Origin of the sequence: Marinilactibacillus piezotolerans, from assembly GCF_900169305.1 — a bacterium.
Taxonomy (GTDB): domain Bacteria; phylum Bacillota; class Bacilli; order Lactobacillales; family Carnobacteriaceae_A; genus Marinilactibacillus; species Marinilactibacillus piezotolerans_A.
Window position 1 is genome coordinate 175,947 of sequence record NZ_FWDP01000002.1, and the last position, 26,815, is coordinate 202,761.

The window sequence follows — 26,815 nt, forward strand, 5'->3', positions numbered from 1 at the left end:
TTAAAAGTCACTCCAGTCGTCCTCATCTACCTTTTCAGCTTCTTTTCTCTGTTGTTTCGGTTGAGGGCCTCTATTCGAGAAGCTGCTCGAACGATCAGAGGATGTTCTGCGAGGATTTCTTTTACTTGAACTGCCCTCTGGTAAAATCAACGCTAATATTAAATAAATCGGAACGGTCGCTCCTACTCCTACAAAAGTTGCCACGACCACTATGACGCGCAATAAGACAGGATCGATATTGAAATATTCGCCTAATCCTCCTAAAACACCGAAGATAACGGCATTATCTTTTGATTTTCTTAAATGTCCCATTATAACTTTCCTTCCTTTATGAAATTATTGATTAGAGTCTTTTAAAAGCACATTTCCTGAAGTCGTATGTGCTTCCAGTTGCAGCACTTGTCCTTCACGAATACGTTTAAATTTAAGTTTCGTGTCTTTTTGAGTCTGGATATCTAACTCGCTCAATCTGCTCTTCACTTTTCCGAAAACTGTCTTAGCTTCTCCTTCAACATCCGTTTCAAAAGGAATCGCAATTTTGACATCTCCATTTACAGACCCTGCTTTGATACGTGTCATCTCTTTACCCGTCAGCGTCAGCTTGATGTCGCCATTTGTTGTAGAAACGTCTGCACTCAACGGTGAGCCGTTATAAAGAACATCTCCATTTACTGTACTGACCAGAAAATCACGAATATCGGACTGTTTAACTTGAATATCGCCATTCGTTCCTTTGATCTCAAGCATAACAGCTTCTGTGTTTTTGAATGTCATATCACCATTTGTAGATTTGACAAATAGATCTTTTCCAGAGAATGATTCGAACACTACATCGCCGTTCAGCAACTTAATAGCAGTGTAATCATAAACTCTTTTAGGTAGTGCCATCGTGACGTTTGCTTCTACTCGTTTATTCGGAACATGGAAAACAAATTTATCATCATCGATCTCAATTGTGCTGCGTTCTTCAAAAGCTTTTAAAGGTGTTTCTGAGTCTATTTTACCATAGAGTTTGATTTTTGCAGAGATTTTAATCGTATCATCTTCGCTGGATACTAATTTCAGTTTACCGTTTGCTAGTTTGAAATCTAAAATACTAGCAGTCGTATTCTCAAAAGTCCACTCGTGATCAAGTGTGGTAGAGACCAGTTTTGGTACGCGTATATTCATGTCTTTCCAGTCGAAGTTTTCAAATGCTGAATTAATGGAGCCTTTGACTGATTTTGCAGCATTGCTGTTCATTGAAGAAGAGACTGATTCGCGAATGAATTTTCCGAGCTCTTTGCCGCTCACTTCAATTTGTTTACCCGCTTTAGAAATCGTTTCAGTCGCTTCATCGCGCCAGTTTTCAGGAATTTCTAATCTTTCGGAAACCTGTTTAGCTTTGGTCGTCCATTGTTTCATTTTTGTTGCATGCAGCTTTTTCATGACTTCATTTTTTTCATCTTGAATCTTCTCTACTTTATCAGACAGTCTTTTTACAGTTTGTTCCCGCTCTGAGATTTCCATTTCAACATCCGGCTCAGTTTCAGCTTTGACAGCTTCTAACTCAGCTTCTGTTTTGGCCAGGTCAGCTTTTAATTCTGCTACTTCAGCTGTATTATCCAGTTCATTGATTTTTTGAACCAAAGACAATTCTTTTTTCAAATTGGCTATTGATGTCTGTAAAGCAGCTGTTTCTTCATTTTTACGATTTTCCTGATCCGCTTTAAGGTGATCTAGTTCCGCTTTTTCATGATCTAAAGCTGATTTTGCTTTTGTCAGTTCGCTATTCACTTGATCTAATTTTGCTGAATGCTGGTTGATTTCTGTTGCTAGGCGTTCCAACTCTTGCTCGTTCTCAGAAGCTTTTTTCGTTTCGGTTTCTTCTGTAGATGTTTCTGTATTATCATTTGTTTCTGTTGTCTCAACTGTTTCTGATTCTACTGAATCTTCAACTGGTTCTTCAGATACTGGTTGAACAGGATCTGGTTCGTTAAAATCTTTGTTTTCTTGCTTCTTATCTTCTTTTTTCACTAGCGACTCCAGCAAGTCCAACCCTTCTTGAGTTGAAATCACACCGTTTTTGACTAGTTCTAAAATACGTTCTCTCTCTTGCATGTTTCTTCCTCCCATTCATTCTTCCCTCTTATGTCTGCAACAATTTTTAAGTTATGCTTATCTACTCTTTTCAATCTTGCTGAAAATCAATCTTTAGAATAGAAAAGATGTTTTCTACCCTTACACATAGTATGCAACAGATGAGTTCAAATGTCATAGGACTTGCGACTGATATTTGAGAATCAATCAAAAAAACAAACGACAAAGATCCTTCAACACGATGAAATGCTGAAGGATCTGAATGGTTTACTTACTTCCGACTTTTGATTTCCGTTTGGCTTCTTTTTCTAGGACTTCTTTCAAAAAGCGGCCAGTATGGCTTCCCTCGACTTCGGCTATATCTTCCGGTGTCCCAGTCGCCAAGATCGTTCCTCCGCCAGCACCGCCTTCCGGTCCAAGGTCAATCACATAATCAGCAACCTTGATTACATCCAGGTTGTGTTCGATCACTAACACAGTATTTCCAGCTTCTACCAATCGTTCTAAAACGACCAGCAATCTAGAAATGTCATCTGCGTGCAACCCTGTTGTCGGCTCATCCAGAATATAGAAGTTGTGCCCATTCTGTCTCTTATGCAGTTCACTCGCTAGTTTCATCCGCTGAGCTTCTCCTCCGGACAAGGTTGTAGCCGGCTGTCCTAACGTCATATAGCCCAATCCGACATCAATGATCGTTTGAAGCTTGCGTGCGATCTTCGGTACATTCTCAAAGAATTCGACAGCATCTTCGATAGTCATTTCAAGAACTTCAGCGATATTTTTGCCTTTATATCGAACTTCCAAGGTTTCTGAGTTATAGCGTGTTCCGTGACAAACTTCACAGGGAACATACACATCAGGCAGAAAGTGCATCTCGATTTTAATGATTCCGTCACCTTTACACGCTTCGCAGCGTCCACCTTTGACATTAAAACTAAAGCGTCCTTTTTGATAACCGCGCATTTTGGCTTCATTAGTTTTTGCAAATAAATCTCTGATATCATCAAAAACACTTGTATAAGTCGCTGGATTGCTTCGAGGCGTTCTGCCGATCGGACTTTGATCGATATCGATGATTTTTTCAATATTTTCATAACCTGTCACACTCTTATGCAGACCGGGTTTCGCTTTTGAACGTCCGACTTCTCTAGCTAAAGCTTTTTTCAAGATACCATTCACAAGAGAACTCTTGCCTGATCCTGATACTCCAGTGACTGCAGTAAATCGACCCAGCGGGAATGAGACATCCACATTTTTCAAATTGTTCTCACGCGCCCCTTTTACTTCGATGGATCCTAAATCTTCTGTACGGCGTACTTCTGGAACAGGGATGAATTTTTCTCCTGATAGATAAGCACCGGTCAGGGAATCCGGGTTGCTTTCAACTTCATCAGGTGTTCCGCTGGCAACAATCTGTCCGCCGCGCTCGCCTGCCCCTGGCCCCATATCGATTAGATAATCAGCTGCACGCATAGTATCTTCATCATGTTCTACGACAATCAGTGTATTACCTAAATCTCTCATATTCTTCAGTGAATCGATCAAACGATTATTATCTCGCTGATGAAGCCCGATTGAAGGTTCATCCAGGATATACAATACTCCAGATAAATTAGAACCGATCTGCGTCGCTAAACGAATACGCTGAGCTTCTCCACCTGAAAGGGTTCCTGCTTTTCGGCTCATTGTCAGATAGTCCAAGCCAACATTTTTCAAAAAGCTCAATCGATCGAGAATTTCTTTTTGAATCGGCAACGCAATTGTCGTATTCCGTTGTGAAAGATCCATCTTTTCAAAGAAAGCATGCGCTTCTTCAATAGAAAAATCGCTGACTTCACCAATATCTTTGCCCAGAACTTTGACAGACAAAGCTTGACGATTCAATCGTTTCCCTTTACACACAGGACATTTAAGCTCTGTCATATACTGAAGCATCTGATTTCGGGTAAAATCACTGTTTGTCTCTTTGTATCGTCTTGCGATATTCGGCAAAATCCCTTCAAAAGGAATCATGGTATCTCTTACACTGCCGAAGTCATTTTTGTAATGGAAATGGAATTTTCTGTCTTTCGAACCATTCATGACAATCTCTTTTTGTTCATCAGTCAGATCTTTAAACGGAATATCCGTTGGTATGCCAAACGTCTCGCAAGCTTGCGACAGCATTTGCGGATAATAATTTGAGCTGATCGGATTCCAAGGAATAATTGCACCATCATCAATAGACAGTGACTGATCCGGTACGACCAGTTCCTGGTCAACTTCAAGGTTTGTTCCCAGTCCGTCACAAGCTTCACAGGCTCCAAAAGGTGCGTTGAAAGAAAATAAACGCGGTTCTATCTTTGGTAAGGTAAAACCGCAATGCGGACAAGCATAGTGCTCGCTGAACAAATCTTCCCGCTCTCCGATAATATCAGCTATTACAAATCCATCTGCAAGGCGTAAAGCTGACTCGACTGATTCAAATAAACGAGAACGAATTCCATCTTTGATTACGATTCGATCGACTACCACATCAATAGTATGTTTTTTATTTTTATCCAGCTCGATTTGGTCACCGATATCAGCCATCTCACCATCGATTCTCAATCTGACATATCCTTCAGCTTTGATTTTATCTAGGATTTTTTTATGTTGGCCTTTTTTCTCTTTTACGATCGGTGCTAAAATTTGGATTCTAGTTTTTTCTGGGTTTTCCATGATGCTGTCGACCATTTGATCAACAGACTGACTAGAAATCTCAGTTCCGTCATTAGGACAGATCGGCGTACCGATTCGGGCATACATCAAACGCATATAGTCATTGATCTCAGTAGCTGTTCCAACTGTAGACCGCGGATTATTGCTGGTCGTTTTCTGATCAATAGAGATCGCCGGACTTAAACCATCAATACTGTCCACATCTGGTTTATCCATTTGTCCTAAAAACTGTCTGGCATAGGCAGAAAGCGACTCTACATATCTTCTCTGTCCTTCAGCATATAGCGTATCAAACGCCAGAGAGCTTTTACCAGAACCGGAAAGGCCAGTCATTACAACGAATTTATCACGCGGAATCGTCACATCGATATCTTTAAGATTGTGAGAGCGAGCACCGCGAACTTCAATTTTGTCGTTACCCATTAATTTGATCATTCCCTTTACTAAATTCTAGCCTTGCATTTTCAATCTGTTTTTTAGTTGATTATTGATTTAATTTAAATGATTTTTAGCACAACGAAGAGGTAAGTGAATCATTCCCTTACCTCTTCCCTATCCTGTATTATAACATATCATTTTCTATTTTGCGAATGTTTGTTCTGTATTTCGTTCGCTGAGCAACTGACTGGTAATTCTTTCCAGTTCTGCCTGATTAGTGAATTCACCTCTGATCAAGTCCGGTAATATTTCTTTCAAAAAGTACTGTACACAAGATAATGACTGGAATTCTAAAATGGTACCTAAAGACTCTTTATAGATTTCTGTAAATAGCGGTTCAGGGTTGCCTTTTTGAATTTCTCCAAAAGACTCGTACAGCAGATCAACTTTATCGGCTACCGAAAGAATCTTTCCTTCGAGCGAATCGTCCTTTCCCTCTTTGAATCGTTCTTGATATATGTCTTGGAATGGTTCAGGAATTTCCTGCTGAATAAAGTGATGAGCCATTGATTCTTCTACTGTCGCTAGTCGTTCTCGTAAATAAGGGTCAGCGTATTTGACAGGCGTTTTGATATCGCCGATAAAGATTTCTGTATAATCATGGTTCAATGCTTTTTCATACAAAGAGCGCCAGTCTACAGCATTACCGTCCTGTTCTTCTACGGTGCCTAAAAATTGAGCAATTTGTGTCACTTTAAATGAATGCGCCGCTACTGAATGTTCCTCATACTTGAACTTTCCGGGACATCGATTGATCTTTTCCAAGTCGCTCAGACTTTTAAAATATTCGTGCATACCCATATTCTCACTCCTTCATTGGTCATATCTATCCGTAATGATAAATTTTTACTATATTATCAGCTTCTTGCAATAAATGCAACTTCTTACTTAATTGTATTCTTGATATTCATTGTTCGCAACGATTCCGATTCGGCAAAAAACGCCAGCCTTTTGAAAGGGCTGACGTTCTTGATCGATTAGTTAGGTGGCATAAATTTGTTTTTAAATTCTAAAGGAAGATGAACTTCAAATGTCGTTCCCTTTCCTACCTGACTATTCAATTCGATATATCCATTTAGGTTATCAACAAGATATTTAACGATCGACAATCCTAAGCCTGTACCGCCGGCATTTCGGCTTCGTGCTTTATCCACTCTATAGAATCGTTCGAATACTCTTGATTGTTCTTCAGGAGGAATACCAATGCCATTATCAATCACTTTAATGACAGCTTCTTGCTCCTGATAGGAGATTTCCACTCGTACTGTGCCTTTTTCTGGTGTATAAGAAACGGCATTTCCTACCAGATTCAATACTATTTGCTTCAGCTGATCATGATCTACTTCTAAAGAGACATCCTCTTCATCTATCAGCATTAAATCAATTTTTTTCAATTCAGCCTTCTGCTGCAGAATCTGGAAAACTTCTCGTGCAACAGCTCCAGCTTTTATCGATTCAACATTCAAGCGAATCTGCTTTTGCTCTAATTTGGATAATTGCAGAATGTCTTGAACCATCAAGTCCAGTCTGCTGCTTTCTTTCAGCATGATCTCCAGAAATTCAATCAGCACTTCACGGTCCTCTAGTGCTCCATCAAGCAAGGTCTCGCTGAATCCTTTCAGAGCAGTAATAGGTGTCCTTAATTCATGTGAGGCATTTGCAACAAAGTCAGTTCTGACTTTTTCCAGCCTTCTGATCTCCGTGATGTCATATAACAAGACAATATAGTTTGTTGTGTTCTGTAATCGTCCTGGAATCGGAACAATATTTGCATCCACAATCTTCTCATCTTGGAGCAGCAGAGAAACTTCACGATTCTGAAGTTCATTTCCCTCATAGGCAGCTTCAATCAACTGATTTAATCCGTAACTCTTGAATACCTCTAAATAAGAGTGGCCGATTTTTCCATAGAGATTCTCACCCAATATCTCATTCATCACCGGATTGACCATGGTGATCTGGCGGTTTTCGTCCAGCAGCAGGACACCAATAACCAAATGATTGATTAATTCTCGCATCCGCTTGTCATTCTGGGCAATTTCCTGCATCTGCCCTTGCAAATTTCCTGCTAGGTTATTAATCGTTCCTCCAAGACTATCAATTTCACGGTAGGATGTTGACTGATACCTCGCATCATATTTCCGATGAGAAAGTTTCTTAGCCACATGTTTGATTTCTTCGATTGGGTCACCAATTCTTTTCGTCCAGTAAAAAGTAAACAAAATCGTTAATAGTAAAGATATCGTGATGAACAACAGAAAATATCTCACAAGTTCATCAGAAAATCCCACCATTTCTTCTACGCGCTTAGAAAGTCTCAGGATCCCGATGCGCTCTCCATCCGCATTCGATAATGGAACGGCAGCATAGTATCTAAAATCATCAGTACTGCTGCTGATCCGGTCATATGTACCGAGATCTTCTCCTGAGAGTACCGCTTGAATTTCAGGACGGTTCAAGTGATTTTCAAGTTCTGACTGATCTACGTGTGTATCATAAATGACATCACCTGTTAAACTGATGAGTGTAATTCTTTCTGAAATGACGGCTTCTGCTCTTTTAAGATCATTAATCAGTTCTGGAAGTTCCGTAGAATCCGAGATCGTTCCATCCAACTGACTCTGCAGGGTTCTCAACTGTGCTTCCAATCCACTGGCTTGCTGATTCAACCCTTGATCGGTAAAGACATTTGAAGAAATATAGAAAAATATAATAGAAAATGCACCAAACAGGATCAGGAAAAAGAGTAGTATCCTCCCTCTCAATTGTCTCATTTCGGCTCCTCTAACTTATATCCGAATCCTCTAGCTGTTTTGATATATTGAGGATTTTTAGTATCTTCTTCAATTTTTTCTCTTAAATGACTAATATGAACATCTACAATTCTTGTCTCGCCTGCAAAATCATAGTCCCAGATCGCATTCAGCAACTGTTCTCTGCTTAAAATACGATTCTGACGTCGAGCCATATACAGCAGTAAATCGAATTCTTTAGGTGTACATTCGATTAGATCGCCTTTTACCCGTACTTCATATTGTTCAGGGAAAATCTCTACATCTTTTATTATGATCGATTTTTCAATATTTTCCGTCGGCTCTGTTTCCAGATCATTCATTTTTTCATATCTTCTGAAAATAGCTTTCATGCGTGCCAATACTTCTCTTGGGCTGAACGGCTTAGTCATATAATCATCTGCGCCGATTTCCAGACCAATAATTTTGTCGATCTCAGAATCCTTAGCGGTCAGCATGATGATAGGAGTATCGACTTTTTCTTGTCTCAAGCCTTTACAGATATCGATTCCGTCTTTAGATGGCAGCATCAAGTCTAAAATGATCAGGTCATACGAACCTGAGCTAGCCATTTCATATCCTTCTTCTCCATCCATAGATGCAGTTACCTGATAGCCTTCTTTTTCCAGGTTATAAGTCAACAACTTGATGATCGATTGCTCATCTTCAACGATTAACACTTTTTTCAACATGTTCGTCTTCAATCCTTTCACATAAACCCGCATCTTTTTACTACTAACCTTTGTTCATCTTCGTTTTTTAAACGACTTTGATTTCTTCTAGTGTAATCAATCCTAAATCATGCGGATCGTCATCATAAATAGCCGTTTCAGCCAGAATAATCTCTCCATCAATTCGCTTAACTCTTAAGTGGCAATAGGCGCGATTAGAAAAAAGTGCTTCATTATAGTCATCGATTGTCTGGATCGTTTTTTGATTACATTCCAAAATAGCATCTCCGATATCCAATCCCATTTTTTCTGCGGGACTATTGGGACGAACCGCCACAATTTTTAATCCTTGTTCAGCGGGACCAAATCGAAAACTCCATTTTTGCTCTCGTTTTCTGTGTCGATAAAGTACAGCAAATCCGCCAGCGACAAATACGACCAATCCTGCTGCTGCGATTTCTTGGATCCAGAATGATAACGCAAATAACAGTATACTTACGATAGAAAGAGCCATAAAGTCCCTGATGATTCTATCTTTTGCTTCACTAGGCATTTGAGCCTGAACAGTGTATCTCAGCCCGATAAGAACAGGGAGTAAGAAGAAAGAATACGTCTGATTCCCAAATGTAAAAACAGGCCACCAGTCAAAAAATGGTCTGAACCCCTCTCCGGGAATAATCAACAGCAGCGGGACCAGCCAGAAAGGCGTCATGCGATACTTGGCAACCAGTTTGCCGCGTTTAGTAGCTAAGAACCTTGGAATGAATCTCGCCATGTCTCCTGTATGCAAAACCAAAACGGTACTAAGTAAAAGGAGCAGTGCTAATATAAAGGTTACTTGAGAAAGTTCAAACGCCGTTTCTGTTCCCTCAGTCAACGGACCGTACCAAGCTGCAGATTGCGGAATCCATTGTGTAACATCAACGTTTAATAGTGCAAGCCCCAGTAAGAGCAGACTCGTTACTGAAAAAGTGAAAATGGGATGGATAAACCGGTAGCCCATTCCTAAAGATACGATCGTTACGACTTGATACAAAATGATCCAGTCTAGGGTAATCGGCATTCCAATCAAAACCGTCAACAATGAAATCAGCAGACCGGGAAGCAACCCCCAGATGAAAAATCGTTTTACTTCAAAATGGTCTTTATAAATCGTTGCTCGTAATTGTTTACGGTCATAGCTGATTCTTCTGCTTCTGGAAATAAAAACTAATGCAACACCTAGTAAAAATAACGGTTGAATAAAAAAGAGGCCTATTGCAAGCAGTAAATTTTGTATTATATTCATTTCTCTACACCTTTCTCTTTAGCTTTCTTTATTATTTTAACATATCTTTAGATAAAGGTATGCATTGGTTTACGGTTGGAGCACTTTATTTAGATCCGCTTTTTGATAATTTAACTATATGCTATACTATTAGGATAAACACATTATTTTTGAATAAAGGAGTTCCTTATGAATTTACTGCAGCAGTTTGGATGGATCCTGTTCTTTTCTTTAATCGGAGAACTGATTTCTCTTTTTTTACCCTTGCCTATTCCCGGCAGCGTAATCGGTATGCTTTTACTTTTTTCAGCCCTGCACTTTGATTGGCTGAAAATGGAGAAAGTAGAACAAGTCGGGACATGGCTAACACAAAATATGGCCATCTTATTTGTTCCGGCAGGCGTAGGATTAATGGTTTATCTCGATTTACTTGTATCTATCTGGTGGCAAATCATTATCATTTGTATCTTATCTACTTCTTTTGTAATCATCTCTGTAGGCAAAGCAGTCCAAAAGTTCAAACAACTTAGAGGACAGAAATTTAATGAGAGAGAAGCGGAGATATACGAATGAAAGAAATCATTACAGAAACCCCTATGTTTGGACTATTTTTGATTATTAGTACCTATGCTCTGGGCAATGTTCTGCACAAAAAATGGCCCATCCCGTTATTTGCACCTTTAGTATTTTCAATTTTCAGTATCATTTTCCTGTTGATGATATTTGATGTAAAATATACGACTTTCCAGTTAGGCGGAGATATTGTGCATATGCTGATTACACCAGCAACCGTCTCTCTCGCCATTATTCTAGAAAAAAACTATCGTTACTTGAAGGAATATTACCCCTCTATATTGTTAGGGATCGGGATCGGAACTATTGTGCATACACTCATTGTTCTGGGATTTGTTGCTCTATTTTCTCTTGATCAGCAAATATTTGCTTCTTTCTTTTCAAAAAGTATTACCACTGCCATTGCTCTAAGTGTATCAGATTCACTAGGTGGGATAGAAGCTCTGACCGTTACCTTAGTCGTGATTACCGGAATACTCGGCTCATTGATCGGCCCATTTCTGTTCAAAGTCGCCCGTATCCATGACCCGATTGCACAAGGTGCAGCACTAGGAAGCGGTGCCCATGCTATGGGTACTTCAAAAGCCATTCAACTAGGCGACGTTCATGGAGCTGTATCTGGTATTTCTATTATATTGACGGGTATTTCCTTCGTGCTATTAACATCCATAGCCAGTCTGATCATTCAATAAAAACCTATTGAGGAACATTTAAAACAAACTCCATATAAAATCTGACCAAAAAAGGTTAGCCAGAAGACAGTGGATCACTGAATTCGGCTAACCTTTTTAACCTTTTTTATAGATGAAAGAGTTGTTTTTTATGATTAAAAGATCAGATAATGTTGCTTAAGGACGACCGAATCCTGCAACATATCTAGACCAGTATCCTGAAGTGAAACTAGCAACGGCTACTCCAGTAGATGTTTGTGCACCGATAAATCTTCCGCCGCCTAGGTAGATCCCAACGTGATCAATAGAGCCAGACTGGTTAAAGAAGATCAAGTCTCCAGGTTGTGCTTGTGATTGAGAAATTCTTGTTGTAGAGCTGTACTGTCCAGCAGCCGTTCTTGTAATGCTGCGGCCTGCTTGACGGAATACATATTGAACAAATCCTGAACAATCAAACCCTGCTGGCGATCCGCCACCGTAAGAGTAAGGAACCCCAGTATAATTGTAGGCAATACTTGTAATAGATCCTCCATTTGTTGCAGCTGGTACAGAAGCATTTGAAGATTCTGAAGACTTCGAAGAACTAGATGAAGTTGTAACCGTATCTTCTGAAGAACTAGATGAAGTTGTAACCGCGGCTTCTTCTGATTCATCTTCTACAGTAATTGTGCTGGTTTGTGAGGCAGCTGTTCTAGCTGACTGGATTTCTTGAATACGCGCTTCAGCAGCTTTTTGTTCAGCCAAGAAAGCTTCTTTTTCTTCCGTTACCTCTGCACGTTCAGCAGCAATTGAAGCTACTAAGCGTTCTTGATTTGCTTGTTCTTCTTCAAGCGCAGATTTTTGGCTTTCCATTTTAGCAGCACGCAATGTTTGCTCTTCTTGTTTTGCCAATGTTTCTTTTTCTTTTTCTACAACAAGTTCTTTATCATCGATTTGTTGTTGGATCAAATCTTGATTTGCAGTCACCATGGTATTAACAACATCAATTCTTCCAATAATGTCTGATAAAGATTCTGATTCCATCAAAAAGCTGACAACAGATCCAGAGTCTCCTGTTACTTGAACAGCACGCGCTTGCTTTTCAAGCTGTGCTTCACGTTCTTCAATAACCTGGTTTAACTGTTCAATTTCTTCTTGTAGTTGAGTCAATTCTTTGTTGGTCAATTCCATCTCTTCAACTAACGTATTCATTTCTTTTTCTTTGCTTTCGATCTCAGCTGTTACAGTAGATAATTCTTTTTCAGCTTCACTTTGGCTGCTTGAAAGCTCTTCTAGTTTCTGGTTGAACTCTGATTCATTTTCAGGAGCTGCAAATGCAGTAACAGCAGGTGCTGCTAAGTAGCTGAATCCTATTGTTGATGCTAATGCTAGTTTTAAGATTGATTTCTTGTTCACGGTCGGTTTCCTCTTTCTCTATTAAAGTATGTTTTTACTATGTAAGTTCAGCAAGGCAAGTACGGTTGCACTCGCAATGCTGAAGAATTGCTTTAAACTTTTAAGAATTTTCTGATAGACATTGCTGAACCAAGACTTCCGATGATCACACCAATGCTTAACAATGCTGCGACAAGCAGGATCAGGAAGGGATTAGGCGGCAATAACGCAAAGTATGTTCCTGAAAGATAGTTCATGATTGTGTCAAACCCTCTCAGATAAACATAAGAGATGATTGATACAGGAATCAATGCTCCGATTAGCCCAATCAGTGCTCCTTCAATTAAGAACGGCCATCTGATAAACCAGTTTGTAGCTCCAACGAGTTTCATAATCTCGATTTCTGTTCTTCTGGAGAAGATAGTGATTCTGATCGTATTGGCAATCAGGAAAACTGCTGTAAAGACTAATGCGACGATGATGACGACTCCAACGTTTCTAACTGTACCCATGACTTTAAACAGTCTGTCAGCATCAGAACCGCCGTAATTGACTTCAGCGACATAATCAAGTGTTTCTGCCTGCTGTGCTACTTCTGCTGTCTGTTCAGGAGTCGTAGTATTGACTACGAATACATCATAAAGCGGGTTATTGTCTCCATCGAACAGTCCGAATGCATCACCGTAACTGCCAATTACGTTATCTAATTCTTCTTCCCGACTAGAAAACTCTACTGATTCGACATTTTCCAATCCTTCAAGACTCTCTTGCAGTGCTTCTCGGTCAGCTTCTTCAGCTGCCAGATCGACATGCACTCGAATACTTACATCATTCTCAATATCTGAAGCTAGTTTGTTTACATTCATCAGCAAAGCGATAAAGCTTCCAACCAGCAACAAGGTGACAGCCACTGCACTGATAGCTGCCAGTGTCATCCAGCCATTTCTTATAATGCTTCTAAATGATTCTGCGATATGTCTTTTAACAGTTCTAAACTTCATATCCGTACTCCCCTTCCTCTTGATCGCGGGCAATACGTCCATTTTCAACTGCTAAAACTCTGTGTCTAACACGGTTTACAATCTCGCTGTTGTGTGTTGCCATGATAATCGTTGTTCCTTGATTATTGATTTCTTCTAGTAAATCCATAATCCCCCAAGCTGTCTCCGGGTCTAAGTTCCCGGTCGGCTCATCTGCTATCAACACGCGCGGCATGTTGGCGATAGCTCTTGCAATGGCGATTCGCTGCTGCTCTCCGCCTGATAACTCATTCGGAAACATTCTGACTTTGTGTTTTAATCCGACTAGATCCAGCACTTCAAGTACACGCTTTTGAATCTGTTTAGGATTTTTTTCCAATACCTGCATTGCATAAGCAACATTTTCATATACTGTCAAACGCGGCAACAATTTAAAATCTTGGAAGACGACTCCGACGTGTCTTCTTAAGAAAGGGATTTTTTTAGGTTTCAGGTTAACAAGATCAAACTCTCCAACCTTGACCGTTCCTTTTGTCGGAACTTCTTCTCTATAAATCATTTTAATGAATGTAGATTTCCCAGCACCACTGGGTCCAACGACGTAAACAAATTCTCCCTGTTCAATTCGAACATCTAATCCATTAATTGCCGTAATGCCGTTTGAATACTTCTTATAAACATTAGACATTTCAATCATGTTATACTCACCTATCTAAAATATTTTACTTCTCGGACGACTGGTAGACATGCTTATGAAGAAACAGGAAAGACCTGCTCCTTTCTTTCAAGCAAGTATTAGTATATCAGAGCATAAAAATAAGTCTGTTTTAATCCAATTACAAACATATTTCAAATTGTCATGCTTGTAGGAAATTATACAAATATTTGTTTTCAACTCTTCAAAAAAGTGGATTATCTACCACTTTATAAATTAATTAGATTTAAAATAGTGATCGAATCACCATATATACATGTTTTAATAGGTGTAAAATGGGATATAATCAAATTTCGCAATGTTACAGTTCTGTTAAAAAAGAATCGATGAATTTATGTCCAAATTTTGACACTTATATTGTAGTGCTATTTTAGTCATAAAAAAGATTGACTTCGGATTATCTTATACCGAAATCAATCTTTTCATCATATTATTCGCTTGTCTGAATCAATGAACGAAGATAAGCTTCGATAAAAGGATCCAAATCGCCATCCATCACAGCATCTGTATTGCCCGTTTCTTCGTTTGTTCTGTGGTCTTTCACCATTGAGTAAGGGTGGAAGACATAAGATCGGATCTGAGAACCCCAGCCGATTTCTTTCTGTTCGCCTCTGATAGCAGCCATCTCTTGTTCTTTTTCTTCTATCTGCTTCTGATACAATTTTGCTTTCAGCATTTGCATCGCTTGCTCTCTGTTGGCGATTTGAGAGCGCCCGGCTTGACTGGCAGCTACGATTCCAGTTTCTTTATGAGTGATTCTAACGGCAGATTCTGTTTTATTGATGTGCTGTCCGCCAGCCCCGCTAGCTCGGTAGGTATCTATACGGATATCATCAGGATTGATTTCAATATCGATATCTTCATTAACTTCCGGTACAACATCTATCGATACAAAGGAAGTATGTCGACGTCCACTCGAATCAAATGGAGAGATTCGAACTAACCTGTGGACTCCTTTTTCAGCTTTCAATAATCCATAAGCATGCGTGCCTTTAACGAGCAAGGTTACACTCTTGATTCCAGCTTCTTCTCCGTCTTGATAATCCAGTACTTCTGTGGAAAAACCTTTCTTATCCATCCACCTTGTGTACATCCGGTACAGCATTTCTCCCCAGTCTTGTGACTCAGTTCCACCAGCACCAGGATGAATTTCCAGGATAGCATTATTGTTGTCATACGGCTCACTTAAAAGCATTTCCAGTTCAAACTCTTCAGTATCTTTATTGAGTTTTTCTATCCCCGCTTCTAATTCTGCGCGAATATCAGCATCTTGTTCTTCTTCCAGCATTTCAATCATCGTTGAGTATTCTTCTACTTGTTCCGCTAAAGATTGAAAGGCATTGTACTTGCTTTTTATACTATTTCCTTCATCAATAACTTTTTGTGCTTTCTGCTGGTCGTTCCAAAATGAAGGGTCAGCCATTTGTTCATCAAATTCGGCAATATCGGCTTCCATTTTTTCTAAGTCAAAGAGACCCCCTGAAGTCTGAAACTTTCGAACGTGCTGCTTGCAGAGCATTTCTGATATCACTGATTTCCATTGTAATTCCTCCTAATGATGGGTAGAAAAATCCCCTCTTGCAGCTGGTTGCCGCAAGAGGGAAAGAACGTTTTTAGATACAAGCTACCCCATTCTTGTATGTGTTTCTTCGTCATGAGAAAAGACAGGTTTTTTTGTTTTTCCGCGGCTTGCATCTTTGCTGCTGCCGCTCGGTGAAGCTTGTTCACGCTGCAAGTTCTGACGGATTTGAGATTTCATCAGTAATCGAGTTACTTCGTAATCGATCTCTCCAATCATTTCTTCAAATAGCGTGAATCCTTCTTGTTGATATTCTGTCAGCGGATTTGACTGAGCATAAGAGCGCAACCCAATACCTTGGCGTAATTGATCCATTTGATCTATATGATCAGTCCATTTGCGGTCTACAACTCTCAAGATAACCACTTTTTCAAATTCAAGCACTTGTTCTTTACCGTTTAATTGAGCTGTTTTTTCTTCGTAATTGCTTTTGGCAAGTTCAACCAGCATGTTTTCAATTTCAGCAGCTGATTTGCCTTTTAAATCTTCTTCTGATAACTGATCCGGGTGTACAAGTACGGTATGGGCAAATTCAATGATATGTCCAAGATTCCATTTGCTTGAATCTTCTTGCTGTGTGTTTAACTCCACGTAGTTTTTGATTGTACGGCGAATCATTGGTAAAGTAACATAGCTCAACGATTCTTCTTCAAGAATGACTTCTTGTCTTTGCCCATAAATCACTTCACGCTGTTCACGCATGACATCATCATATTTCAATACATTACGACGAGTATCGTAGTTATTTCCTTCAACTCGTTTCTGAGCAGACTCAACTTGACGGCTGATCATACGGCTTTGAATCACTGCGTCATCTTCTGCAATCTTCAATTGCTCTAATACCATTCTGATTCGTTCTGATCCAAAACGTTTCATTAAACTATCTTCTAATGAAAGATAAAATTGTGAAACCCCTGGATCTCCTTGACGTCCAGCACGTCCACGAAGCTGATTGTCAATACGTCTAGATTCATGACGTTCTGTACCAATAACTGCCAAACCGCCCATTTCTCTAACACCAGGTCCAAGTTTGATATCTGTACCACGACCCGCCATATTTGTTGCGATTGTTACCGCTCCCGGCTGTCCAGCGTTCACAATGATCTCTGCTTCTCGGAAGTGGTTTTTCGCATTCAATACTTCATGCGGAATGCCTTCTTTTTTCAAGAGATTACTGATATGTTCAGATGTCTCAACAGCTACTGTACCCACAAGAATCGGTTGTCCTTTTTCATGGCGTTCTTTGATGTCTGCTACTACAGCATTAAATTTACCTTCTAATGTCGGATACAGCAGATCATCACGGTCGTCACGAATCAGCGGACGGTTTGTTGGGATCGCAATAACATTCATATTGTAGATCTCACGGAACTCTTCCTCTTCTGTTTTTGCTGTACCTGTCATCCCAGACAGTTTTTTGTACATACGGAAGTAGTTCTGGAACGTAATGGTCGCCATTGTCTTAGATTCTTTTTGGATTTCGACGCCTTCTTTGGCTTCGATCGCTTGGTGCAATCCGTCAGAGTAGCGGCGTCCATCCATAATTCGTCCTGTAAATTGATCTACAATTTTCACTTGTCCATCATCCACTACATAATCAATATCCAGCAGCATAATGAAGTTGGCTCTTAATGCTTGGTCCAAATGATGGATCAATGACTGATTTTCTAAATCATACAAATTGTTGACTCTGAATGTTTTCTCTGCTTTCTCAATCCCTTCTTCTGTTAAGGAGATCGATTTAGACTGCAAGTCGATTGTATAATCTTGTTCTTCTTTTAAGCCTTTGACAAAAAAATCGCAGCGTGTATAGAAAGAAGTGGAACGATTTGCTTGCCCAGAAATAATCAACGGCGTTCTAGCTTCATCGACTAAGATCGAGTCAACCTCATCTAAAATCGCAAAATTTAACGGACGCTGTACCATTTGCTCTTTATAAACGACCATGTTATCTCTTAAATAGTCAAACCCTAGTTCATTGTTTGTAGAATAGGTAATGTCGCATTGGTACGCTTCGCGTTTTTCACTAGACGTTTTGCCGTTCAGGTTCAAACCAACGGTTAATCCCATCCAGCGGTACAACTCGCCCATTTCTTCCGCATCACGCGTTGCCAAGTAGTCATTGACCGTAACTACGTGAACACCTTCTCCGGAAATCGCGTTCAAATAAACCGGCATTGTAGCCGTCAAGGTCTTCCCTTCACCAGTTTTCATTTCGGAAATATTTCCTTCATGAAGAGACATCCCTCCCATTAATTGCACGCGGAAAGGGAATAGTCCTAAAACACGTTTTGCCGCTTCACGAATCGTCGCAAATGCTTCAGGCATTAAGTCTTCTAATGTTTCACCATTTTGATAACGGGATTTAAATTCTTCTGTACGTGCTTTCAGCTCCTCATCAGATAAGGCAGCGATCTCTCCTTCCATACTTTCAATACGGTCGGCAATTTTTCCGTAACGACGCAGATCTTTTTTGTCGTTATCGAATAAATTCTTTAATAAATGAGCCATTTAAACAAATCTCCTCTTTATTCGTTTCACTGTTTTAATTGTTATATCGCAAAAGTCAATGATATCGATTTTCATACTATACTATCATACCACTATTGATTCTCAAAAAAAAGCCTTGATACTATGCTTTACAGGTGTTTACAAAAATGTCATTTTTTCATTATTATACATACTTGTACTTTCATTTTGTACAAGATTAAAAGAACGTGAAAAAAGGCGAGCAGTCAGCTGCTCGCCTTATCCTAAAAAGATTAATCTGTTTCAATTAATCCATATTTTCCGTCTTTACGTTTATAAACAATACTTGCACCATTTGTATCCGCATCTTCAAATACAAAGAAGTTATGCCCAAGCATATCCATCTGCAGGATCGCTTCTTCCGCATCCATCGGTTTCAGACTTAAACGTTTTGTGCGAACGATTGCTGCACCGATTTCGTCTTCTGTTGTCTCCTCTTCATTATCAAGATCCAAGTCCGCCCATAAATCAGGGTTGGTCGGCTGAGGTGCGTCCACTCCTTGTGATCTGCGGTTCTTGCGATTTACTTTCGTTTTGTACTTTCTCATTTGTCTCTCTAGTTTACTGACCACTAGATCAATACTTCCATAAAGATCAGGTGATGTTTCTTCTGCGCGTAAAACGATGTAAGGAAGTGGAACCGTTACTTCTACTTTCGCAGTTTTATCAGAGTAGGTCTTCAAATTGACATGTGCTTGAGCGTCCGGCACATCTTTGAAATATTTTTCGATTTTCCCTACTTTTTTCTCAACATAGTCTCTGATTGCTTGAGTCACTTCTATGTTTTCTCCGCGAACATTGTATTTTAACATATTGCTTCACCCTTCCAATACTTTTTTACTTTGAGTCATTTTAGCATACTTTCTTCAATAACTCTCTAACAAACCATTTATATTGATTTGTTAACTTAGCTTCATTATACATGATAACGGTTACTTTCTCAATGTATCACGTTCATCATTTCGAATTTATCGAAATAACGAGACTGTCTGTACACTCGCCGCCCCCGCATCTACTAAACATTCTGCTGCATAGCGTATCGTTCGGCCCGTTGTATAAACATCATCCACAACTACTAGACGCTGACCTTTAATAGAATGAACTGCATGATCATCTTTAAGCTTGAAAGGCTGCTCCATCGCCAGCCGCTCTAGACGAGATTTAGTGGCCTGATTTTCACCTGAAGATCGATTCTCTAATAAAGTACTATATTTTACTCCGGCATAGTTCAGCATAATCTCCATCTGATTGAACCCTCTTTTTGCCAGACTACTTGAAGCAATCGGAATCGGAACGACTGTCTCAACGTTGGTTATTTTTTCAACTGCTTCTTTTAACGTTGGCGCAATCATACTGGCCACTCGGATATCTCCATCAAATTTAAACCGTTCCATCCATTCTTTTGCAAAAGCATTATAAGCAAAGATCGCTTGGTGACGAAATAAATAGTCTGGACTCTGCTTTCTCCATTTCAAGCAGTCAGAACAGACTTCTGAAGACGTTTGTCTGCGGCTGCAATCAGGACAGACAGAAGAAAAATCCAGCAGTTCAAATCGCTTCATGCAGGACTCGCAGACGGTTCTAGGCTGCAGTTTTTTGAACATTAGTAAATCGGTTATGGACAATTTTATCGCAATTTCCTTCTGACACCAAATACAAGCACTCAAGAATTTAACAACCCTCTTTTCTTTGCAATCTCGTTCATTTTTTTGATCTGACGAATCGCTTTTTTTATCTCTTTTGTCAATCCATCATGATAAAAGAGAACATTTCCTGTCGGATACTGAGGTGATCTTCCGGCTCGTCCCGCAATTTGCACAAGCGCCGACTCTGTAAAAATACGATCATCTGAGCCGATGACCAGTACATCAATGTTTGGAAAGGTAACGCCTCTCTCAAGAATCGTCGTGCAGACTAGAAAGTCCAGTTCTTCATTTCGCATAGACAGTACTTTTGCTTTTCTTTCCGGATCTTGAGAATGTACTGCTTCAAAGTGTGCCGTTTCAAAATGTGTTTTAATTACCTCTGAAAAAGCTGTCATCCAGTCGATATTCGGAGCAAATAATAGAAACTTTTTCTGAGATTTAAACAACTGCTGCATTTGTTTAAATAACTTTGTATTAGGGAAATGATGGAGCAATGCTTTTTGCCAGTTTTTTTCTCTCACATTTTTCGGAACTGGGAGTGCAAATCCATGATAGCGTGCTGGAAGTATACTGGCTTTTAATTGCTTTTTTTCTATTCTTTTTTGGTAGGTCTGGTCTGGAGTAGCTGTCAGAAAAATCAATGTCGAAACGGATTTTCGGGACTTTTCAGCAGCATACTGAAGTGCTTTATCCATTCGGTACGGAAAGGCATCGATCTCATCGATGATCAACAGATCAAAAGCTTCCTTGAACCGATATAACTGATGGGTCGTTGCAACGGTCAACTGAGCATACGTGTAGGGCTCTTCCATATCTCCATAAAGCACACTGATCGGGACATCTGGAAATGCTTGTTGTATCCTAGGCGCCAATTCCAGACATACATCCACCCGGGGAGATGCTAAACAAATTCTTTTATTCTGACGAATTGCTCTTTCGATTCCGGGAAAAAGCATTTCTGTTTTTCCGGCACCTGCTACCGCCCACAACAATCTGGTCTCGCAGTGATCGATTGATTGAATCAGCTCCTGTGCCGCTGCTTCTTGCTGAGCAGAAAGCTTTCCTTTCCAATGCAGAATTGGCTCAGGGACTTTTTTGAACTCGTTTGGTTCAGGTATATGAAAAAACATACTGCAGCTTTTGACTTTTCCGAGCTGGAGACAATTTGTACAATAACTGCACTCTTTATCACAGGTACACTGATTAAAAGGAATCGGTACAATCGGATGATTGCACCTTCGGCATCTTTCTTTACCATTCTTTATGTAAAAACCCGATGTTTTCAGCAGGTTTGACCCATCGATGATTGGTTGACTGAATTCACTTCGTAAGACTTCTCTTCCATATAAGTGAGTTTGCTTTGCTGCTGTCATTGTTATCCACTCATTTCTAACGTTTGCTCTCACTTATACTATTGTCTAAATCGTTTAAATCTCATTAAAAAAACTAGCGTATAACCATACGCTAGTTTAAACGAACAGCATGATTCATCATGCCAGATCATCATATTTAGTTGTCCAAGTCATCCCAATTGCACCTTCACCAGTATGTACTCCGATAACGGGGCCTAAAAAGCTGAGATTAAATGTAACAGTCGGGAATTTTTCCTCCATTTTTTCTTTGAAGGCAAGCCCTTCTTCTTCACTGAAAGCATGTACCACAGTTGCTTGGATCGGCTGTTCTGAAGCCTGCACAGAAGCTTCAAGCAAACTTTCGATTTTTCGCATAGCTTTTCGTTTAGTTCTGATTTTATCAAACGGAACGATCAATCCATTTTCAAAGGTCAAGACAGGTTTGATGTTTAACAGTGTCGCCACTCCGCCGGCAGCTCTGGAAAGACGTCCGCCTTTTACTAGATTCGTTAAGTCATCAACCACAAAATAGAGTTCTGTTGCGGCTTTAAGTTCATCCAGTCGGTCAAAAATTTCTTCTATTGTTGCCCCTTTTTGAGCTAACCTTGCTGCTTCTATCACTTGGAAAGCTTGTCCAGCAGCTGCAAGTTCAGAGTCATACGGGTAAATCTCCACCTGTTCAAAAGCTTTTGACACACTCACTGCGTTTTGATAAGTTCCAGAAATTTTGCTTGATAAATGTATACTGATAATTGCATCGTACTGTTTCCCTAACTCTTCATACAGAGCGGTAAAGTCTCCGACAGTCGGCTGAGAACTGGTAGGCAGTTTGTCCATTTCTCGTACCTTCATGAAAAATTCTTCTGAAGTAATATCTACTTCTTCCTTATAGACTTCATCTTGAGCGATACAGGATAATGGCACAGAATAAATATTATATGAATCGTATTGCTCATGAGATAAATACGCTGTACTATCTGTTACAACGGCTATTCTCATTGTTTCACCTCGTCTCTTTCATTCGTATCCAGTCGTGTATTATTAGCATATGCAATCTAATTATGCCCCCTATAAAATGGTCATAGAACCGCCTTGTAAATACACCAGATTCATTATACACTAATTGGATAAAAAAAAGAAAGGTCGAAAAAATAATGCAAAATTTTAGGACAATAAAAACTGAGGGTTCACATGAAATGGATATTAAAAAATCTCGTTTTATTTGTCATTTAAAAAGAACTGAAACTGAAACAGCAGCTTCTGCTTTTATTGAATCGATCAAAAAGGAACACTGGAAAGCCAACCACAACTGTTCTGCATACATATTGGGTGAACGCCAAGAAATCCAGCGAGCTCACGATGACGGCGAACCCAGCGGAACGGCAGGTGTTCCTATGCTTGAACTATTAAAAAAGCGCAACTTGAACAATGTGACAGCTGTCGTTACCCGTTATTTTGGCGGAACGAAGCTGGGTGCTGGCGGTTTGATTCGTGCTTATGGTGGTGCAGTGAATGATGCCTTATCTGAAATAGGTATCGTTGAACGCCAGCTGCACCAGTTTATAAATGTGACGGTTTCTTACCCGATGAGTGGGAAACTGGAAAATCAGCTTCGTCAGTCAGACTATTTACTGCAAGACATCTCTTACACTGACCAAGTAGGGTTTAATTGTGTCATTCCAATTGAGTCAGAAGAGTTGTTCAAACAGTCCGTTACAGAATGGACAAATGGTCAAGGTCTATTTTCTATCGGAAAACAAGCCTGGATCGAAGTCGATGCTGCTGACTGACCGATTGATTAGATTTCAAAAAACCGACACCTTGCTTGCTTTGTGTCAATAGTTGCACACAATAATGACAGTTAAATGAATTTCTTTTTCAAGTCTTGACACTGCACAACAGAAGGATAATAATGTAGACTAGAATATTTATGCTTACAGAAAATTTTGTCCCAGCTAAAGGAGTACCTGACTTGTCTAAAAAATATAAAAACAGTCGAGCAACCACTCGGCAATCTAATAAGAAGAAAAAACAAAAAATTATCCTTATGTTTCTGATTCCGATTTTTGCAGTGATCTTGGTTGCTATGGGATACTTTGCCAAATTACTGGCCACTACCGAAAACGCCATTGAAGCTTCTTATCATGAAGTCGAACGTTCAGAACCGATGGCAGAGGTCAATCCAATTGAAGAACCTGTATCTTTCTTGATTCTAGGAGTAGATAATGATCAGGCTGACTCTCGTTCACTTGGTTCCGCTCGTGCTGATTCTATTATTTATGCGACAGTAAATCCTATTACACGCAAGATGGAAATGGTTTCCATTCCTCGGGACACCTATGTGCCCATTATGCAAAATGGGCAAGTTGTGCAATATAATCGTATTAACTCGGCTTATGCAGTAGATGAAGAAAGTACAATGATTGAGACTGTTGAAGAATTTTTAGATGTGCCGATCCATTACTATGCGACCTTCAATTTTGATGCTTTTCTAGAAATTATTGATGCATTGGGCGGCATTGAAATGGATGTACCGATCACTTTTTCTGAACAGAATTCTTCTGGTGAAATGAGCACCATTCATTTAGAAGAAGGTTATCAAACCTTAAATGGTGAAGAAGCTTTAGCCCTTGCCCGGACTCGTAAAATTGATAATGATGTGGAACGCGGACATCGTCAGCAGCTTGTTATTCAAGCAATTATGAAAAAAGCTTTAAGTTTGGGATCTATTCCTAGGTATACAGAGATTGTAGAAACTGTTGGAGCAAATATGAGAACGGATATGCGCCTAAAAGATATGACTGCTTTGGCTCAAACAGGACTTAATCGTGATTTCGCTATCAACTCACATGTATTTGAGTGGACCAGCTTCACAGAAAGAGGGATGGATCTCGTTAGAATCGATCCTACCAGTTTGGCTAATATCCAAAACGATTTGAAAGCTTCTCTTGACGCCAGCGTAGCAGAAGAAGATGAAACTTCTTCAGAAGATTCAAGCGAAGCCAGCTCTGCTGATAATCCGGACTCAGACGAAGTTCAGTAAACTAGTTAAAGTAACAGGAAAAAACCAGACGATCATTTATCGTCTGGTTTTTTCTTGTTCAGTTGGTTTCCAAATTGTCTTAATGCCTTCAGCAACGGTCGTCTATCTGATCCAACTAATCCGATAATTTCTACGAAAAGCTCTACTCCAATCAAGACAAATATCGTCAGTAGAATTGACCCCCATAAAGTAGAAAAGTTATACAGCAAGGCAATAATAGAAAAAATCAGCGATACAAGATAAATTGCCATTACGGTTTGCCGATGAGACAATCCTAGTGACATCAAGCGGTGGTGAATGTGATTTTTATCTGCTACCGATATCGACTGTCGATTCATTTTCCTACGAATCATGGCAAACAAGGTATCTGTTACAGGGATACCCAGAATGACTACTGGAAGAACGAGTGAAATCAACGTAGCATTTTTCAACCCTTGCAGTGAAAAAATTCCAATCATGAACCCGATAAAAAGTGCTCCAGTATCTCCTAAGAACACGCTGGCCGGCTGGAAATTAAACGGCCAGAATCCAGCGATTGCGGCAACCAAAACAAAAATCATAATTGAAACAGACACTTCCTGAATAGTCAAAAAAATAAATCCGATAACTCCCATGGTTGTTAAAGCAATCATCGATACACCGCTGGCCAATCCATCTAATCCATCAATTAAATTGACGGCATTGGTAAACCCTAGAATCCAAAGCAGCGTAAACGGCAAACTCCAGGAGCCGAATTCCAATGTTCCTACGATTGGCAACGTCATGGTTTCCAGAGAAATATCTCCATAAAAATAGACTAAAAGTGCACCCACTAATATTCCTAGAACTTTTAAAATAGGTGTAAGATTTTTCCTGTCGTCAATAATTCCCGTTAGCAGCACTACTAAGGAGCCTATAAACACAGGCAGTAATTGTTCATCTGGTATGGGAAGCAGCACGAATAGTGATAAATAGTACGCAATGAAAACAGCAATACCGCCCATTGTCGGCATTACTTTACTGTGGACTCTTCTAGCTTCTGGAACATCTACAAAATTCAACTTTACTGCAACAATTTTATAAACATAGGTCAGTATAAAACTAAGGACAGTTGTAGCTATGCAGACTAGGAAAACTAAGAACATATCATACATATCAATAACTCATTTCTGGTAAACTTTCTTTCATTATAGCACTGCAGGAAACGAAAACACAATTGCATTTATGAATCATCTGAATTAAACTATAGAATAGTAAATCTATCATCCAACCGCTTTGTTTAAATCATTATTTAAAATTCAGCATAGAATAGAGGCTAATATGCGTTCACAAAAACATACTCATAGAAAAAAAAGAAATAAATGGATCAGACGCATCATCTACAGCGTTGTTCTGATCGCTTTTTTCATTTTCGGAACCGGTGTAGGCTATTATGGCAGTGAGATCTCCAGATTTTTAGGAGACGTTTCAAAAAACACGCCTGAAGAACTTCAGGATACTTCAGAACAGGATGCCAGACTGGAAGAGCTGCATCCATTTTCCGTACTGCTTATGGGACTAGACGATACAGGAGATACAAGACGTTCAGATACCTTGATCGTTGCAACGATTAATCCAAATATCGACTCTGTTAAGCTGGTTTCGATTCCGCGCGATACGCTCATAACGCTTCCGAATTCGGACCGACAAGAAAAAATCAATGCGCTATATACTATCTACGGCGTTTCAGGAACCATTGATTTTGTCGAAGATTACATGGATATCCCCATTTCTTATTATGCCACCTTAAACTTTGATGGTCTAGTTGACTTAGTCAATGCTGTCGGCGGAATCACTGTGGACGCTCCTTTTTCATTTACAGTACAGGACAGTAATGAAAATATGGATGCTATTCAGATAGAAGAAGGAATTCAGACAGTTGACGGCGAGCATGCCTTGGGGTATGCAAGAATGCGTAAACAGGATCCTCGAGGAGATTGGGGAAGACAAGAAAGACAGCGAGAAGTGATCCAGTCACTAGCAGATGAACTACTGTCCTTTGATACGTTCGCAAACTTTTCATCTATTTTGGATGCTATCCGCAATAATCTGCAAACTAACCTTTCCGGTCGTCAAATCTGGACAATTGCCAACAACTATACAGAAGCCGCACAAAATGTAGAAACGCTGGAAATTGCGGGTGCTGCAGATACTGTATATTTCCCAAGATATGGATTAGATCTTTATGTTTGGGAGCCCTATGAGGAAAGTCTGGAAGAAATCAAAACAGAATTAAGAGAACATTTAGAGTTGAGTGATTCAACTGGCTCACAAGATGAAAGTGAAGTTGGACTGGATGAAGAGTTTGAAAATTTTCCTTCAACGGAGGATTCAGATGATTCGTTCTCAAATCCACTGGAAGACGATTCCACAACTGAATAAAGCATA

22 protein-coding genes are annotated in these 26,815 nt (G+C 39.7%); 5 read left to right on the top strand and 17 right to left on the bottom strand.

The window, feature by feature from the left end; all coding sequences use genetic code 11:
* The 7 genes from B6F02_RS00835 to B6F02_RS00865 all read right to left on the bottom strand — a co-directional run bounded on the left by B6F02_RS00835 (nt 1) and on the right by B6F02_RS00865 (nt 9,968).
* On the bottom strand, nt 1–312 hold the full coding sequence (locus B6F02_RS00835) for a PspC domain-containing protein (RefSeq protein WP_080145508.1): 312 nt from the start codon (nt 310–312) through the stop codon (nt 1–3).
* Nucleotides 313–336: 24 nt separating this feature from the next.
* Nucleotides 337–2,100, bottom strand: a complete 1,764-nt coding sequence (gene liaX, locus B6F02_RS00840; protein WP_179128495.1) for a daptomycin-sensing surface protein LiaX — start codon at nt 2,098–2,100, stop codon at nt 337–339.
* 246 nt (nt 2,101–2,346) lie between these two features.
* Nucleotides 2,347–5,202, bottom strand: a complete 2,856-nt coding sequence (gene uvrA, locus B6F02_RS00845) for an excinuclease ABC subunit UvrA (RefSeq protein WP_080145510.1) — start codon at nt 5,200–5,202, stop codon at nt 2,347–2,349.
* A gap of 156 nt (nt 5,203–5,358) precedes the next feature.
* Nucleotides 5,359–6,018, bottom strand: coding sequence for an HD domain-containing protein (locus tag B6F02_RS00850; RefSeq protein WP_080145511.1), 660 nt, complete (start codon nt 6,016–6,018; stop codon nt 5,359–5,361).
* 176 nt (nt 6,019–6,194) lie between these two features.
* Nucleotides 6,195–7,991, bottom strand: coding sequence for a two-component system histidine kinase PnpS (pnpS, locus tag B6F02_RS00855; RefSeq protein ID WP_080145512.1), 1,797 nt, complete (start codon nt 7,989–7,991; stop codon nt 6,195–6,197).
* Nucleotides 7,988–8,698 (bottom strand): response regulator transcription factor, encoded by a 711-nt coding sequence (locus B6F02_RS00860; RefSeq protein ID WP_306293707.1) that lies wholly within the window; start codon nt 8,696–8,698, stop codon nt 7,988–7,990. The genes pnpS and B6F02_RS00860 overlap by 4 nt, the downstream gene beginning before the upstream one ends.
* Before the next feature lie 70 nt (nt 8,699–8,768).
* Nucleotides 8,769–9,968 (bottom strand): PDZ domain-containing protein, encoded by a 1,200-nt coding sequence (locus tag B6F02_RS00865; protein WP_080145514.1) that lies wholly within the window; start codon nt 9,966–9,968, stop codon nt 8,769–8,771.
* A 168-nt stretch (nt 9,969–10,136) separates the two neighbouring features.
* Between B6F02_RS00865 and B6F02_RS00870 the strand changes: the two genes are divergently transcribed.
* A complete protein-coding gene (locus tag B6F02_RS00870) occupies nt 10,137–10,520 on the top strand; it encodes a CidA/LrgA family protein (protein ID WP_080145515.1) in 384 nt (127 codons plus the stop codon).
* Nucleotides 10,517–11,212 (top strand): LrgB family protein, encoded by a 696-nt coding sequence (locus tag B6F02_RS00875; RefSeq protein WP_080145516.1) that lies wholly within the window; start codon nt 10,517–10,519, stop codon nt 11,210–11,212. Before B6F02_RS00870 ends, B6F02_RS00875 begins: the two co-directional genes overlap by 4 nt.
* Before the next feature lie 156 nt (nt 11,213–11,368).
* Here B6F02_RS00875 and B6F02_RS00880 read toward each other — a convergent pair whose 3' ends face one another.
* From B6F02_RS00880 to B6F02_RS00920, 9 genes are all read right to left on the bottom strand, one after another.
* Nucleotides 11,369–12,586: a C40 family peptidase gene (locus tag B6F02_RS00880; protein WP_080145517.1), complete on the bottom strand. Its 1,218-nt coding sequence runs from the start codon at nt 12,584–12,586 to the stop codon at nt 11,369–11,371.
* Between the two features lie 92 nt (nt 12,587–12,678).
* A complete protein-coding gene (gene ftsX / locus B6F02_RS00885; protein WP_080145518.1) occupies nt 12,679–13,566 on the bottom strand; it encodes a permease-like cell division protein FtsX in 888 nt (295 codons plus the stop codon).
* The gene (gene ftsE / locus B6F02_RS00890) at nt 13,556–14,242 is read right to left on the bottom strand and encodes a cell division ATP-binding protein FtsE (protein WP_080145519.1); all 687 of its coding nucleotides are present in this window, start codon (nt 14,240–14,242) and stop codon (nt 13,556–13,558) included. The genes ftsX and ftsE overlap by 11 nt, the downstream gene beginning before the upstream one ends.
* Before the next feature lie 448 nt (nt 14,243–14,690).
* Nucleotides 14,691–15,801, bottom strand: a protein-coding gene (gene prfB, locus B6F02_RS00895) for a peptide chain release factor 2 (RefSeq protein WP_179128496.1) whose coding sequence is annotated in 2 segments (ribosomal slippage) — nt 14,691–15,728 and nt 15,730–15,801 — 1,110 coding nt in all. Because the reading frame shifts where the segments join, the coding sequence is not laid out codon by codon here.
* Nucleotides 15,802–15,884: 83 nt separating this feature from the next.
* Nucleotides 15,885–18,350 (bottom strand): preprotein translocase subunit SecA, encoded by a 2,466-nt coding sequence (gene secA, locus B6F02_RS00900; RefSeq protein WP_080145521.1) that lies wholly within the window; start codon nt 18,348–18,350, stop codon nt 15,885–15,887.
* Nucleotides 18,351–18,601: 251 nt separating this feature from the next.
* The gene (hpf, locus tag B6F02_RS00905) at nt 18,602–19,180 is read right to left on the bottom strand and encodes a ribosome hibernation-promoting factor, HPF/YfiA family (protein ID WP_080145522.1); all 579 of its coding nucleotides are present in this window, start codon (nt 19,178–19,180) and stop codon (nt 18,602–18,604) included.
* A 156-nt stretch (nt 19,181–19,336) separates the two neighbouring features.
* Nucleotides 19,337–19,930 (bottom strand): ComF family protein, encoded by a 594-nt coding sequence (locus tag B6F02_RS00910; protein ID WP_179128497.1) that lies wholly within the window; start codon nt 19,928–19,930, stop codon nt 19,337–19,339.
* 101 nt (nt 19,931–20,031) lie between these two features.
* Nucleotides 20,032–21,144: a DEAD/DEAH box helicase gene (locus B6F02_RS00915; protein WP_256864616.1), complete on the bottom strand. Its 1,113-nt coding sequence runs from the start codon at nt 21,142–21,144 to the stop codon at nt 20,032–20,034.
* 360 nt (nt 21,145–21,504) lie between these two features.
* The gene (locus tag B6F02_RS00920) at nt 21,505–22,365 is read right to left on the bottom strand and encodes a DegV family protein (RefSeq protein WP_080145525.1); all 861 of its coding nucleotides are present in this window, start codon (nt 22,363–22,365) and stop codon (nt 21,505–21,507) included.
* A 155-nt stretch (nt 22,366–22,520) separates the two neighbouring features.
* Here B6F02_RS00920 and B6F02_RS00925 point away from each other — a divergent pair, with 155 nt between their 5' ends.
* Both B6F02_RS00925 and B6F02_RS00930 read left to right on the top strand, forming a co-directional pair.
* Nucleotides 22,521–23,156 (top strand): YigZ family protein, encoded by a 636-nt coding sequence (locus tag B6F02_RS00925; RefSeq protein ID WP_080145526.1) that lies wholly within the window; start codon nt 22,521–22,523, stop codon nt 23,154–23,156.
* A 182-nt stretch (nt 23,157–23,338) separates the two neighbouring features.
* Nucleotides 23,339–24,409, top strand: coding sequence for an LCP family protein (locus B6F02_RS00930; RefSeq protein ID WP_256864617.1), 1,071 nt, complete (start codon nt 23,339–23,341; stop codon nt 24,407–24,409).
* A gap of 32 nt (nt 24,410–24,441) precedes the next feature.
* On the opposite strand, the gene B6F02_RS00935 is transcribed toward B6F02_RS00930, so the two are convergent.
* The gene (locus tag B6F02_RS00935) at nt 24,442–25,533 is read right to left on the bottom strand and encodes a glycosyltransferase family 4 protein (RefSeq protein WP_080145701.1); all 1,092 of its coding nucleotides are present in this window, start codon (nt 25,531–25,533) and stop codon (nt 24,442–24,444) included.
* 175 nt (nt 25,534–25,708) lie between these two features.
* Between B6F02_RS00935 and B6F02_RS00940 the strand changes: the two genes are divergently transcribed.
* Complete coding sequence (locus B6F02_RS00940; RefSeq protein WP_080145528.1) at nt 25,709–26,809, top strand: LCP family glycopolymer transferase; 1,101 nt, start codon at nt 25,709–25,711, stop codon at nt 26,807–26,809.
* Nucleotides 26,810–26,815: the final 6 nt, after the last annotated feature.

Excerpts from the sequence above, each read along its gene's own strand:
- B6F02_RS00835 (WP_080145508.1), bottom strand. The coding sequence starts at position 312 with ATGGGACATTTAAGAAAATCAAAAGATAATGCCGTTATCTTCGGTGTT.
- liaX (WP_179128495.1), bottom strand. The coding sequence starts at position 2,100 with ATGCAAGAGAGAGAACGTATTTTAGAACTAGTCAAAAACGGTGTGATT.
- uvrA (WP_080145510.1), bottom strand. The coding sequence starts at position 5,202 with ATGGGTAACGACAAAATTGAAGTTCGCGGTGCTCGCTCTCACAATCTT.
- B6F02_RS00850 (WP_080145511.1), bottom strand. The coding sequence starts at position 6,018 with ATGGGTATGCACGAATATTTTAAAAGTCTGAGCGACTTGGAAAAGATC.
- pnpS (WP_080145512.1), bottom strand. The coding sequence starts at position 7,991 with ATGAGACAATTGAGAGGGAGGATACTACTCTTTTTCCTGATCCTGTTT.
- B6F02_RS00865 (WP_080145514.1), bottom strand. The coding sequence starts at position 9,968 with ATGAATATAATACAAAATTTACTGCTTGCAATAGGCCTCTTTTTTATT.
- B6F02_RS00870 (WP_080145515.1), top strand. The coding sequence starts at position 10,137 with ATGAATTTACTGCAGCAGTTTGGATGGATCCTGTTCTTTTCTTTAATC.
- B6F02_RS00875 (WP_080145516.1), top strand. The coding sequence starts at position 10,517 with ATGAAAGAAATCATTACAGAAACCCCTATGTTTGGACTATTTTTGATT.
- ftsX (WP_080145518.1), bottom strand. The coding sequence starts at position 13,566 with ATGAAGTTTAGAACTGTTAAAAGACATATCGCAGAATCATTTAGAAGC.
- ftsE (WP_080145519.1), bottom strand. The coding sequence starts at position 14,242 with ATGATTGAAATGTCTAATGTTTATAAGAAGTATTCAAACGGCATTACG.
- secA (WP_080145521.1), bottom strand. The coding sequence starts at position 18,350 with ATGGCTCATTTATTAAAGAATTTATTCGATAACGACAAAAAAGATCTG.
- hpf (WP_080145522.1), bottom strand. The coding sequence starts at position 19,180 with ATGTTAAAATACAATGTTCGCGGAGAAAACATAGAAGTGACTCAAGCA.
- B6F02_RS00910 (WP_179128497.1), bottom strand. The coding sequence starts at position 19,930 with ATGAAGCGATTTGAACTGCTGGATTTTTCTTCTGTCTGTCCTGATTGC.
- B6F02_RS00915 (WP_256864616.1), bottom strand. The coding sequence starts at position 21,144 with ATGTTTTTTCATATACCTGAACCAAACGAGTTCAAAAAAGTCCCTGAG.
- B6F02_RS00920 (WP_080145525.1), bottom strand. The coding sequence starts at position 22,365 with ATGAGAATAGCCGTTGTAACAGATAGTACAGCGTATTTATCTCATGAG.
- B6F02_RS00925 (WP_080145526.1), top strand. The coding sequence starts at position 22,521 with ATGCAAAATTTTAGGACAATAAAAACTGAGGGTTCACATGAAATGGAT.
- B6F02_RS00935 (WP_080145701.1), bottom strand. The coding sequence starts at position 25,533 with ATGTTCTTAGTTTTCCTAGTCTGCATAGCTACAACTGTCCTTAGTTTT.
- B6F02_RS00940 (WP_080145528.1), top strand. The coding sequence starts at position 25,709 with ATGCGTTCACAAAAACATACTCATAGAAAAAAAAGAAATAAATGGATC.